10 protein-coding genes are annotated in these 12,152 nt (G+C 66.8%); 2 read left to right on the top strand and 8 right to left on the bottom strand.

The window, feature by feature from the left end:
• Window positions 1-19: 19 nt before the first annotated feature.
• The 8 genes from ACN0WF_RS13050 to glmS form a co-directional block, all read right to left on the bottom strand.
• Complete coding sequence (locus tag ACN0WF_RS13050) at window positions 20-262, bottom strand: GlsB/YeaQ/YmgE family stress response membrane protein (protein WP_417773263.1); 243 nt, start codon at window positions 260-262, stop codon at window positions 20-22.
• A gap of 40 nt (window positions 263-302) precedes the next feature.
• Window positions 303-551, bottom strand: coding sequence for a GlsB/YeaQ/YmgE family stress response membrane protein (locus ACN0WF_RS13045; protein WP_417773262.1), 249 nt, complete (start codon window positions 549-551; stop codon window positions 303-305).
• 124 nt (window positions 552-675) lie between these two features.
• The gene (gene lpdA, locus ACN0WF_RS13040) at window positions 676-2,124 is read right to left on the bottom strand and encodes a dihydrolipoyl dehydrogenase (protein ID WP_417773261.1); all 1,449 of its coding nucleotides are present in this window, start codon (window positions 2,122-2,124) and stop codon (window positions 676-678) included.
• Between the two features lie 121 nt (window positions 2,125-2,245).
• Entirely contained in the window at window positions 2,246-3,634 is a 1,389-nt protein-coding gene (locus ACN0WF_RS13035) for a pyruvate dehydrogenase complex dihydrolipoamide acetyltransferase (protein WP_417773260.1), read from the bottom strand.
• Window positions 3,635-3,647: 13 nt separating this feature from the next.
• Window positions 3,648-5,030 carry a pyruvate dehydrogenase complex E1 component subunit beta gene (locus ACN0WF_RS13030; RefSeq protein WP_417773259.1) on the bottom strand — a complete coding sequence of 461 codons (1,383 nt, stop codon included), beginning with the start codon at window positions 5,028-5,030 and terminating at the stop codon, window positions 3,648-3,650.
• Between the two features lie 15 nt (window positions 5,031-5,045).
• Window positions 5,046-6,098: a pyruvate dehydrogenase (acetyl-transferring) E1 component subunit alpha gene (gene pdhA, locus ACN0WF_RS13025; RefSeq protein ID WP_417773258.1), complete on the bottom strand. Its 1,053-nt coding sequence runs from the start codon at window positions 6,096-6,098 to the stop codon at window positions 5,046-5,048.
• 202 nt (window positions 6,099-6,300) lie between these two features.
• The gene (locus tag ACN0WF_RS13020) at window positions 6,301-6,633 is read right to left on the bottom strand and encodes an FtsB family cell division protein (protein WP_417773257.1); all 333 of its coding nucleotides are present in this window, start codon (window positions 6,631-6,633) and stop codon (window positions 6,301-6,303) included.
• Between the two features lie 857 nt (window positions 6,634-7,490).
• A complete protein-coding gene (glmS, locus tag ACN0WF_RS13015; protein WP_417773256.1) occupies window positions 7,491-9,317 on the bottom strand; it encodes a glutamine--fructose-6-phosphate transaminase (isomerizing) in 1,827 nt (608 codons plus the stop codon).
• A gap of 267 nt (window positions 9,318-9,584) precedes the next feature.
• On the opposite strand from glmS, the gene ACN0WF_RS13010 reads away from it, so the two are divergent.
• Window positions 9,585-11,000, top strand: a complete 1,416-nt coding sequence (locus tag ACN0WF_RS13010) for an SPOR domain-containing protein (RefSeq protein ID WP_417773255.1) — start codon at window positions 9,585-9,587, stop codon at window positions 10,998-11,000.
• 116 nt (window positions 11,001-11,116) lie between these two features.
• Window positions 11,117-12,094, top strand: a complete 978-nt coding sequence (locus ACN0WF_RS13005) for a DMT family transporter (protein ID WP_417773254.1) — start codon at window positions 11,117-11,119, stop codon at window positions 12,092-12,094.
• Window positions 12,095-12,152: the final 58 nt, after the last annotated feature.

Below are 12,152 nucleotides of genomic sequence, written 5' to 3'. Positions count from 1 at the left end.
CGAGAAACCGGACGGCCTGTCACCGCCCCCTGATCTTGCGCCAGACAAACAGGAAAAGCACCGCCCCGACGGTCGCCAGCAGAAGCTGGTCGATGATCCCGCCCGTGACATGCAGCCGCAGCAGGTCCGCAAGCTTGCCGCCCACGAGCGCGCCGATCAGTCCGACGACCAGACTGCCGAGAAAGCCGCCCCGGCTGTCGAAGACACGATGCGCCACCGCGCCCGCGATGAGGCCGATGACGATCCAGAGGAGAAAACCCATCTGTCGATCCTTGTATCCGTCGCTGGCTTGCCGCGTCCGCTCAGGCGATGAGGCGGGCGGCGAGAACCACCACGATCGCACCGATGGCGGCGATCACGATCTGGTTCACGAAGACATTGCCGAGATTGATGTTGATCCCGATGGCGTTGAACAGGAAGCCGCCGACGAACGCGCCGATGAGGCCGGTCAGCAGATAGCGGACCAGCCCCCCACCGCCGATGATGAGACTTGCCAGCCAGCCGGCGATGAGGCCGATGACGCACCAGATCACGATGTTCTTCACGTCCATGCGCTAGTCTCCTGCTTGCGGGTCCAGCACCCTTGCCGCGATCCCGAACTGTTGGCTCAGCCTAGCCTTTCGCGCTGCGACAGCAAACCCCGCGCGCACATGGCAGCCGCGCGGGAAAGGCTTGTCAGGCGTTCAGCACGCGGCCGTAGGCGTCGAGCACGCTTTCCTTCATCATCTCCGAAAGCGTCGGATGCGGGAAGATCGTGTGCATCAGCTCTTCCTCGGTCGTCTCCAGGTTCATGGCGACGACGAAACCCTGGATCAACTCGGTCACTTCCGCGCCGACCATATGCGCGCCGAGCAGCTCGCCCGTCTTCTTGTCGAAGATGGTCTTGATCATCCCCTGGTCCTCGCCGAGCGCGATGGCCTTGCCGTTGGCGTTGAAGCTGTAGCGGCCGACGCGGATTTCGCGGCCCGCCTCCTTCGCCTTCGCTTCCGTCAGGCCTACGGAGGCGACCTGCGGGTTGCAGTAGGTGCAGCCCGGGATCTTGCCCTTGTCCATCGCGTGGACGTTCGGCAGGCCGGCGATCTTCTCGATGCACACGACGCCCTCGTGCTCGGCCTTGTGGGCGAGCATCGGCGGGCCGGCGACGTCGCCGATGGCATAGAGGCCGGGCACGTTGGTCTTGCCGTAGCCGTCGATGACGATGCAGCCACGGTCGGTCTTGACGCCAAGGTCCTCAAGGCCGAGGCCCTCGACGTTGCCCTGCACGCCGACGGCGGAGATCAGGCGGTCGGCGGTGATCTTCTTCACCTTGCCGTCCTTCGTCTCGACATGGGCGGTGATCGAGTTGGCGCCCTTCTCGACCTTGGCAACCTTGGCCTCGGTCATGATCTTCAGGCCGCGCTTTTCGAGTTGCTTGCGCGCGAGCGCCGAGATTTCGGCGTCTTCCACCGGCATCACTTGCGACATCACCTCGACGACGGTCACGTCGACGCCCATGGAGCGGTAGAAGGAGGCAAACTCGATGCCGATGGCGCCCGAGCCCATGACGACCAGCGACTTCGGCATGAAGTCCGGCTTCATCGCCTCGAAATAGGTCCAGATCAGCTTGCCGTCCGGCTCGATGCCGGGCAGCGCGCGCGGGCGTGCGCCGGTCGCGACGATGATATGCTTCGCGGTGTAGGTGCCCTCGCCCTTGACGCCCTTGGGAACCGGGTTCTGCGGCTCGACGACCGGCTTCGACGATTTCGCCACCTTGATCTCGCCGGGCTTCGTCAGCTTCGCCTCGCCCCAGATCACGTCGATCTTGTTCTTCTTCATCAGGTAGGCGACGCCGCCGTTGAGGCGCGCCGAGACGCCGCGCGAGCGGGCGACCACGTCCTTCACGTCCGCCGTCATCTTACCCTCGAGCTTCAGGCCGAAGCTCTTGGCGTGGTTGGCATTGTCGAGGATCTCGGCCGAGCGCAGCAGCGCCTTGGTCGGGATGCAGCCCCAGTTCAGGCAGATGCCGCCCAGATGCTCGCGCTCGACGATGGCCGTCTTCAGGCCAAGCTGGGCCGCACGGATCGCGGTCACGTAGCCGCCCGGGCCGGAGCCGATGATGATGACGTCGTAGGACGTGCCGCTCATGAAAAATCCTCCAGCTCGGACGGCGGGGCGCAAGATTGGAGCGCGCCGGCTGCCGCCCGGATATGGCAAAGGGCTAAAAGGACCGGCGGCGACCGGGGGATCTCCCGGCCGCCGCCAACGGTCATACCAGCATCGACATCGGGTTTTCGATGAACTGCTTGAACGCCTTGACCAGTTCGGCGCCGAGCGCGCCGTCGACCGCGCGGTGGTCGGTCGACAGCGTCACCGACATCACCGTGGCGATGGCCAGCTCGTCGTTCTTCACCACGGCCCGCTTCTCGCCCGCGCCGACCGCCAGGATGGTGGCATGCGGCGGGTTGATCACGGCGGCGAAGTCCTTGATGCCGAACATGCCGAGGTTGGAGACCGAGGTGGTTCCACCCTGGTACTCCTGCGGCTGAAGCTTGCGCGTGCGGGCACGCGCGGCCAGGTCCTTCATCTCGTTGGAGATGAGCGACAGGGGCTTTTCCTCGGCGCGGCGGATGATCGGCGTGATCAGCCCCCCGTCGATGGCGACCGCAACGCCGACGTCCGCGTGCTTGTGAACAAGCATGCCGCCGTCGGTCCAGCTGGCGTTGGCCATCGGAACGGCCTTGAGCGCCAGCGCATGCGCCTTGATCACCATGTCGTTGACCGAAAGCTTGTAGGCCGGCTTGCCGTCCTTGTCCTTCGGCGCGGCGTCGTTGAGCTGGGCGCGCAGCGCCAGCAGCGCGTCGAGCTCGCAATCCACCGTCAGGTAGAAATGCGGCACGGTCTGCTTCGATTCCGTCAGCCGCTTGGCGATGGTCTTGCGCATGTTGTCATGCGGCACGACCTCGTAGGAGCCTTCCTCGAAGAGCTTGAGGATCTGGCTGTCGGCCATCCCGGCCGGGGCCGTCGCCTTCGGCGCCTCGGCGGCGGTAGCCTTGTCCGCCTTCGGAGCCTCCGCGCCCTTGCGCGCGGTGCCCGACTTCAGCGCCTCGTCAACATCGCGCTTGACGATGCGTCCGTGCGGGCCGGAGCCCGTCATCGCGGCAAGGTCCAGCCCGCCCTCGGCGGCAAGACGGCGCGCGAGCGGCGAGGCGAAGATGCGCCCGCCATCCTGCGCGCTCGGCGGCGGCGGGGCCTTGGCCGGCTCCTCGCCGGAGGCGACCGGTCCCCGATCGGCGGCCGGCTTGTCCTCGGACGCCGTCGCGGGGGCCTCGTCCTTGCCGGACGGCGCCTCGCTCCCGGAAGCCTTGGGCCCGCCGTTGTCGTTGCCGACGCCGTCGAGCGCCGAGGCGTCCTCACCCTCTTCCAGCAGCAGCGCGATCACCTCGTTGACCTTCACGCCCTGGGCGCCGGCCTCCACGAGGATCTTGCCGACGGTTCCCTCATCGACGGCTTCCACTTCCATGGTCGCCTTGTCGGTCTCGATCTCGGCGATCACGTCACCGGAGGAAACGCTGTCGCCTTCCTTCACCAGCCACTTGGCCAGGTTGCCCTCTTCCATCGTCGGCGAGAGGGCCGGCATCAAAATCTTGATCGGCATGGCTTGGTCCCCCTCAGGCCGTGTAGGTGACGGCTTTCACCGCGTCGATGACTTCCTTCACCGACGGCAGCGCCAGCTTCTCGAGATTGGCGGCATAGGGCATCGGAACGTCCTTGCCGGTCACGCGCAGGATCGGCGCGTCGAGCCAGTCGAAGGCCTTCTCCTGCACCTGATAGCCGATCTCGGCCGAGACGGAGCACATCGGGAAGGCTTCCTCGACCGTCACCAGACGGCCGGTCTTCTTCACCGAGGCGAGCACCGTGTCGATGTCGAGCGGGCGAATGCTGCGCAGGTTTACGACCTCGGCCGAGATGCCCTGCGCCTCCAGCTCCTCGAGCGCCTTCATGACGTAGGTCATGCCGATGCCCCAGGAAACGATGGTCACATCCGTACCGGCGCGCTCCACCTTGGCCTTGCCGATCGGTAGGACGAAATCCTCGACGTCCGGCAGATCGAAGGTCTGACCGTAGAGGATCTCATTCTCGAGGAAGATCACCGGGTTCGGATCGCGGATCGCCGCCTTGAGCAGACCCTTGGCATCGGCCGCCGACCAGGGCTGCACAACCTTGAGGCCCGGAACATGGGCATACCAGGCGGCATAGTCCTGGCTGTGCTGCGCGCCGACACGCGCCGCCGCGCCGTTCGGCCCGCGAAACACGATCGGCGCGCCCATCTGGCCGCCCGACATGTAGAGCGTCTTGGCGGCCGAGTTGATGATCTGGTCGATCGCCTGCATGGCGAAGTTGAAGGTCATGAACTCGACGATCGGACGCAGGCCCGCCATCGCCGCGCCAACGCCGAGACCGGCGAACCCGTGCTCGGTGATCGGCGTGTCGATCACACGGCGCGCGCCGAACTCGTCGAGCAGCCCTTGCGAGATCTTGTAGGCGCCCTGGTATTCGGCGACTTCCTCGCCCATCAGGAACACATCGCCGTCGCGGCGCATTTCCTCGGCCATGGCATCGCGCAGGGCCTCGCGAACGGTCGACTGGACCATCGGCGTGCCTTCGGGGACGTCGGGCTCGCTGGCCGCGGGCGCCGCCGGGGCGGCAGGCGCCGCGGGAGCGCTGGCCGAAGCCTCCTCCGCCTTGCCCTGCGCCTTGGGCGCTTCGGCGGTCTTCTTCGGTGCCGCGTCGAGGGCGGAGGCGTCCTCGCCTTCCTCGAGCAGCAGCGCGATCGGCGTATTGACCTTGACGTTCTCGGTGCCCTCGGCGATCAGGATCTTGCCGAGCGTGCCCTCGTCGACCGCCTCGACTTCCATCGTCGCCTTGTCCGTCTCGATTTCGGCGATCACATCGCCGGCCGATACGGAGTCACCTTCCTTCTTCACCCATTTCGCCAGGGTGCCCTCTTCCATCGTCGGCGAGAGGGCCGGCATCAGAATATCAATCGGCATCTTTGCGCCCCACCCTTAGAGGAGAATGTCGGTGTAAAGCTCGGACGCATCCGGCTCGGGATCGGTCTGTGCGAATTCCGCCGCCTCGGCGACGATCTCGCGAACCTTCTTGTCGATCGCCTTGAGGTCGTCCTCGCTTGCCCAGCCCTCGTCCAGAAGACGCTTGCGCACCTGCTCGATCGGGTCGTGCTCGGTGCGCATCTTCTGCACCTCCTCCTTGGACCGGTATTTCGCCGGATCCGACATGGAGTGGCCGCGGTAGCGATAGGTGATCATCTCCAGGATGTAGGGCCCCTTGCCCGAACGGCAGTGCTCAAGCGCCTTTTCGCTGGCCGCCTTGACCGCGCGTACGTCCATGCCGTCGACCTGCTCGCCGGGAATGCCGAAGGAGGCGCCGCGATGCGAAAGGTCCGTCGTCGCCGAGGCGCGCTCGACGCTGGTGCCCATGCCGTATTTGTTGTTCTCGATCACATAGACCACGGGAAGCTTCCAGAGCTCCGCCATGTTGAAGCTCTCGTAGACCTGCCCCTGGTTGCTCGCGCCGTCGCCGAAATAGGTCATCGAGACGGCGCCGTTCTCGCGGTAGCGGTTGGCGAAGGCGAGGCCGGTGCCGAGCGAGACCTGCCCGCCGACGATGCCGTGGCCGCCGTAGAACTGCTTTTCCTTGGAGAACATGTGCATGGAGCCGCCCTTCCCCTTGGAATAGCCGCCCCGGCGTCCGGTCAGCTCAGCCATGACGCCCTTCGGGTCCATGTCCATGGCGAGCATGTGGCCGTGATCGCGGTAGCCCGTGATCATCTGGTCGCCGTCCTTCGATGCCATGCGCATCCCGACGACGACGGCCTCCTGGCCGATGTAGAGGTGACAGAAGCCGCCGATCAGGCCCATGCCGTAGAGCTGGCCGGCCTTTTCCTCGAAGCGGCGGATGAGGAGCATGTGCCGATAGGCCTCGAGCTCCTGTTCCTTCGTGAATTTCTCGATCTCCGGAGCGGACTTGGCCGCCCCCCCGCGCGATCCGCCGGCGCCTTTCGCGCGCGCGCCGGCGCTCTTTGCTGACGATGCTGCCATATCCCTCGCCTCACATTGGCGTTCCTGTTTCGGAACGGCGTTTCCCCGACGCTAGGCTAGCGGAAGCCGAGCGCTTGTGGAAGTGAAATGGGGCGGGCTCGCGGGTATGTCAAACACACACTAAGCGATTGTCAAAAATAACGAATTCAGAGATTAACAGAAAATCCGTTAAGTCGACCTTTTGAACTGAAATCGAGTAAAATCAGTTGCGAGGCCGGGGGCGCAAGATCGCCAGTTCCTGGGGCTGCACGAGGTTCAGACTCTCTCGCGCGCGCTCGTCGATCATGTCCGGATCGAGGCTTTCCGGCCGAAGCAGCATGACCCGGCGCTGCAACTCCTCGCGCTCGGCCGTAAGGTGGGTGAGCTCCTTCTCGAGCTCCGCATAGCGGTGCTCGATCCGCGCCTTGCCGACGAGACCAAGCTCACCGTTAAGGGCATGGAATCCGAAATATCCGACGAGGGCAAGCGCGAAGACCGGAGCCGTGAGGCGCTGGCGGAAGGTCTTGCGACGGTAGCGGGTGGCACTGAAGGGCACTTTGGACGAGACCTGACTGAATACGAACCGTTCTCTCCCGCCAGTGTCGCCCAACAGGCTTAATGGTTGGTTTCCGTTTCGCGAAACGCACGCCACGCACGCCACCTGCCCCCCCAACGTCCACAGCAGCCGACCCGCCGCTGCTCGCCTACACCGCCGGTTGCCACATCGCCGGCCACCGTCCTCATCTCTGCCCCCCACATAGCCAGCCATCGCATCGCCGGCCGCGCCCCCCGCACCACCGTCACCCCGGGCTTGACCCGGGGCCTATTGGCTCCCACAGCGCCCGTAGTACGGGCTCCGGAACCTGCGGAACGCACCGGGCGAACCAGCCGCTGCATCGCCCGCAACAAATTGGATTGGGTCCCGGATCAAGCCCGGGATGACGTCTGTGAGATCTGCCGCCGCCCACCGCACCGCAGCCCCCCATGCGACCGCACACGGCTCGCCCGCATCGCCGTCACCGTCCACATCGCCGACCGCCACATCGCCGGCCACCGTCCTCATCGCTGCCCCCCGCATCGCCGGCCATCGCATCGCCGGCCGCGCGCCCGCACCACCGTCACCCCGGGCTTGACCCGGGGCCTATTGGTTCCCGCATCGCCCGCAGTACGGGCTCCGGAACCTGCGGAACGCCCCGGGCAGACCAGCCGCCGCCTCGATCGCCACAAAGTGGAGTGGGTCCCGGGTCAAGCCCGGGATGACGTCTGTGAGATCGGCCGCCGCCCACCGCGCCGCAGCCCACCGTGCGACTGCACAGTGCTCGCCTGCATCGCCGTCACCGCCCACATCGCCGGCCGCGGCCCCCGCACCGCCGTCACCTCGGACATGCGGGAGCCCAATCGGTTCCCCGCCCGTCACTCCACGGTGACGGATTTCGCCAGGTTGCGCGGCTGGTCCACGTCGGTGCCCATGAAGACGGCCGTGTGATAGGCGAGCAGCTGCACCGGCAGGGCAAAGATGATCGGTGCCGTGAAATCGGGCGCGTCTGGCAGCACGATGGTCTTCCAGGTCGGCGCGCCGCAGGCTTCGCGGCCCTTCTCGTCGGTGATGAGCACCACCTTGCCGCCGCGCGCGGCGACTTCTTCCATGTTCGACACGGTCTTCTCGAACACCGCGTCGAAGGGCGCGATGACGACCACAGGCACGTCCTCGTCGATTAGCGCGATGGGCCCGTGCTTCAGCTCGCCCGCCGCATAGCCCTCGGCGTGGATGTAGGAGATCTCCTTGAGCTTCAGCGCCCCTTCCATGGCCAGCGCGAAGCTGGTTCCGCGTCCGAGGTAGAGCACGTCGCGGGCGCGCGACAGCGGCTGGGCGAGCTGCTCGACCTCCGCCTCGCAGGCCAGCGCCCGGTTCAGCGCGGCCGGCACTTCCGCGAGCTGACGCACCAGACGGAAGGCTTCGGCGGCGTCGATCGTGCCTCGCTGGCGGCCGGCATGGATCGCCAGCGAGGCAAGCACGGCGAGCTGACAGGTGAAGGCCTTGGTCGAGGCGACGCCGATCTCGCGCCCGGCGATGGTCGGAAAGATGAGGTCCGCCTCGCGGGCGATGGTCGATTCGGGCACATTGACGATGGCTGCCGTGGTGACGCCATTGGCCTTGCAGTAGCGCAGCGAGGCGAGCGTGTCGGCGGTCTCGCCCGACTGGGAGACGAAGAGCGCCAGATCGCCCGGCCCGACAGGTGCCTCGCGGTAACGGAATTCCGAGGCGACATCGATGTCGACCGGCAGGCGTGCCACCTTCTCGAACCAGTATTTGGCGACGAGGCCGGCGTAATAGGCCGTGCCGCAGGCGGAGATGATCAGCCGGTTGATTCCGGTGAAATCGAGAGTGCCCGCCCCTTCCAGCACGGTCTCCATCTTCGTCAGGTCGAGGTAGCGTGACAACGTGTGACCGATGACTTCCGGCTGCTCATGGATCTCCTTGGCCATGAAGTGGCGGTAGTTGCCCTTGTCGACCGCAAGCGACACGGCCTGCGAGGAAACCATCGGGCGCTCGACCACGGCGTCGGAGGCATCGCGGATCGTTGCCCCGGCGCGCGTCAGCACGACCCAGTCGCCTTCTTCCAGATAGGTGATGCGGTCGGTGAAGGGCGACAGAGCGATGGCGTCGGAGCCCAGGAACATCTCGCCATCTCCGTGGCCGATGGCAAGCGGCGAGCCGCGCCGCGCGCCGATCAGCAGATCGGGATGGTCTTCGAAGAGGAAGGCGAGCGCGAAAGCGCCCTGCAGGCGCGGCAGCACGGCGGCGACGGCCTGCTGCGGGCTGGAGCCGGCGGCGATCTCGCGCGAAACCAGATGGGCGACCACCTCCGTGTCGGTGTCGCTGGAAAGCACCGCGCCGGCGGACAGGAGGGCGCCGCGCAGGGACAGGTAATTCTCGATAATGCCGTTGTGCACGACGGAAACGCCGGGGGCGGAATGCGGATGGGCATTGGCCTCCGTCGCCGCGCCATGGGTCGCCCAGCGGGTGTGACCGATGCCGGCCTCACCGGCCAGTGGCGCCCGCTCGAGCTTTTCCTGCAGGTTGCGCAGCTTGCCCGGCGCACGGCACCGCGCCAGCTTGCCGTCGCACAAGGTGGCGACGCCGGCCGAATCATACCCCCGGTATTCGAGACGCTTCAGCGCATCGACGATCTGCCCCGCAACAGCGCCCTTCCCCAGAATGCCGACAATTCCGCACATGAATGTTCGTCTCCGCGTTCGGGCGCCCGTCGCGCCACAACTCAACCTTCGCGGACAGCCATAGCGAAGACGGCGGGCCGACGCACAATCAAAACCTGTTTCACTTCGTGACAGCCAATTGCAAAGAAAGAGGCAACGCCGCGGCGGGATGCGGCAAGAGCGCAACGCGAGGCGACTTTCGCACCCCCATGCCGCCGGATTTAAGGCTTGTTAACCTTGTTGAGCCTCTTCTAGGTTCGACTTGGATCAGGCCCGGGGCGGGTTTTCGTGAAACGGCAAGACCACGGCGACGACAACTCTCCGCGCAAGGGCGGTAGAAGCGATGCCGGCTGGGTGGCCCTGTGGGGCTCCGCGGCCGCGTTGTCGGCCGTCATCGGTCTGTCCTCCCTGTACTTCGGCCAGAACATCGAGCACCGCCGCGAGGGCACGCGCACGGCCGCCGTGCTGCTGCCGCCGCCAGGCGATGTCACGTCAACCGCCTCGATCGGCCGCAGGTCCGCCGACGGCACACGCATCGAGGTCTATCCCTCCTCCGGTGGGGTCGAGGGCGAGCAGGCGCGCCGCCGACTGACTGCGGAGGTCGATGCCCTGCGCCGGGAGGTCGCCGAACTGCGCCGCACGATGGCGGTGCTGCGCGAGGGCGCGCGCTTCCCTGACATCCCGCGCGAAGGTGACAAGATCCCGCGCGAGGGTGACAAGGCGCGCACCGGCGACGGCAAGACGCCGGAAAAGCGCTCGCAGATCAAGGAGCCCGCGAAAGAGACCGCCGCGAAGGCCGCCGCCGTCTCGGCAAAGCCTGCGAGCAAGGTCCCCTCCCCGACGGCCGATGCCGACCGGACGACGACCAGCGCCGGCAAGGCGGTTGCCGATCGCGCCTCGCCCCATCCAGGCAGCACCGACGGACCCGCCACCACAGGATCCATCGCCCGCGACGCCAAGGCGTCCGCCACCACGGCGGAGCCGGTTCAGGAAAACTTTCAGGACAGGCTCGACCGCGCCGTGGTGGCGGCCGTCGGCAGCCCGACGCCGGTCGAGACGATCCCGGCGCCGCGCGCCGAAAGAAACGCCCGGCGCATCGACGCCGACGGGCCCACGGGAGACGGCGACACCACCGCGTTCCGCTTTGTCCACGAAAATCCCGAAGCGACGGAAATGTCACGCCCCGCGCCGGAGAAGGACACCCGCCTCGTTGAAAAGGCGCTGCCGGAGACCATGCGCAAGCCGGTGCGCATCGTCGCGCTGCCCGGAGCTTCCGGGTCGGACGCGGTCGGCTCGATTCCCCGCCCGCTTGAAAAGCCGGTCGCGACCGCGACAGACGCCGCCGCAGTCTTGCCGGTGGCCGGTCCGGCCCCGGCGCTGACGGTCGGACGCGCCGCCGGCCGCATTTCCGGCGCCGAGAGCGGGCGCATCGCCCGCACGGATTTCGCCATCGAGCTTGGCCGTTTCGACAGCGCCGCCGATGCGGATGCGGCCTGGAAGAAGCTGATCTCCGGCGCGACGAAGATCCCGGGCGAGCTGGCCCATCGTCTGGTCGAGACGGAAACCGGCGGCGCCCGTCTGCTCGCCGGCCCCTTCCCCAATGCCGCCGACGCCGCGACCGCCTGCGCCTTCCTCGCCGCGCCCGATCTCCCCTGCCGCCCCGTTGCCGATCCGAGACCGGAGAGCCTCGCAGCCGTGCGCTGAGCGCATGCCGCCTCTCGCGCGGTGGTCTTTAAAGCCTCCCCGAAAACCGTTAGCGTCTGCGCTCTCCCGACGCGCGCGCCGCGTCCTCTCCTTCTCGTGCAAACCGTCAGGACAGCATGATCGACCTCAAGGACCCTCGGCACAGGGCCTATGCCCTGCTTATCGTCATGCCGGTCTTCTTCTCTTCCAACCTGGTCATCGGCCGCGCCGCCATCTCCACGGTGGAGCCCTGGACGCTGGCGTTCCTGCGCTGGATCCTCGCCTTCGCGATGCTGCTGCCCTTCGCGCTCGCCGGCATGCGCGCCCACCGCAAGACGCTCCAGCGCGAGTGGACGACGCTCGGGATCATGGGCATTCTCGGCATGTGGATCTGCGGGGCCGGCGTCTATTTCGCACTGAACTACACGACGGCCTCCAATGCGACGCTGATCTACACGTCTTCGCCGGTTCTCATCCTACTGCTGGAATGGCTGTTCCGGGGGCGGAGAATCGGCACGCGCGAAGGGCTCGGCATCCTGCTCGCCATCGCCGGGGTGGTGCTGATCGTGGTCAAGGGCTCCCTGGCGACGCTGCTGGCGCTCGAGCTCAACGCAGGCGATGTGCTGATGGCGCTCGCCGCCATGGCCTGGGCGGGCTATTCGGTGCTGTTGAAGCGGCCGGCCTTCGCCGAAGTGCCGACGCTGTCGCTCTTTGCCACGCTCGCCGCCGCCGGCGCGCTGACGCTGCTGCCCTTCACGGTCGTCGAGATCGCCGAAACCGGCCGTTTCCCGGTTCACGCCGATGCCTGGATCTCCATCCTCGGCCTCGCGCTCGGCGCCTCGGTCCTCGCCTTCTCGACGTTCCAGTACGGAGTGAAGGTCGTCGGCCCCTCAACCACCGGGCTCTTCATGTACCTGCTGCCGCCCTATGGCGTGCTGATGTCGGTCGTCTTCCTCGGCGAGGAGCTGCACCTCTATCACTTTGCCGGCTTCGCATTCATCATGGCGGGCCTGATCCTGGCCACCGCTCCGCGCCGCTTGATTGATCGGATGCGCGCGCTTCTGCCGGAAATCCCGGCGCGTGACAAGCGTGCACAGCAGGCTGGAGCGGATTGAAATCCATGCAAAAAGGCCGGCGGTGATACACCGCCGGCCTGAAGGCTTTCAAAAGCAG

The organism is Stappia sp. (assembly GCF_048268045.1).
Taxonomy (GTDB): Bacteria; Pseudomonadota; Alphaproteobacteria; order Rhizobiales; family Stappiaceae; genus Stappia.
Note: the sequence above shows the minus strand (reverse complement) of the source record. Positions and strands in the feature narration are given on the sequence as shown.

Bases quoted from the DNA above. Each gene is read 5' to 3' on its own strand.
- ACN0WF_RS13030 (WP_417773259.1), bottom strand. From the start codon at position 5,030: ATGCCGATTGATATTCTGATGCCGGCCCTCTCGCCGACGATGGAAGAG.
- ACN0WF_RS13005 (WP_417773254.1), top strand. From the start codon at position 11,117: ATGATCGACCTCAAGGACCCTCGGCACAGGGCCTATGCCCTGCTTATC.
- glmS (WP_417773256.1), bottom strand. From the start codon at position 9,317: ATGTGCGGAATTGTCGGCATTCTGGGGAAGGGCGCTGTTGCGGGGCAG.
- pdhA (WP_417773258.1), bottom strand. From the start codon at position 6,098: ATGGCAGCATCGTCAGCAAAGAGCGCCGGCGCGCGCGCGAAAGGCGCC.
- lpdA (WP_417773261.1), bottom strand. From the start codon at position 2,124: ATGAGCGGCACGTCCTACGACGTCATCATCATCGGCTCCGGCCCGGGC.
- ACN0WF_RS13045 (WP_417773262.1), bottom strand. From the start codon at position 551: ATGGACGTGAAGAACATCGTGATCTGGTGCGTCATCGGCCTCATCGCC.
- ACN0WF_RS13050 (WP_417773263.1), bottom strand. From the start codon at position 262: ATGGGTTTTCTCCTCTGGATCGTCATCGGCCTCATCGCGGGCGCGGTG.
- ACN0WF_RS13035 (WP_417773260.1), bottom strand. From the start codon at position 3,634: ATGCCGATCAAGATTTTGATGCCGGCCCTCTCGCCGACGATGGAAGAG.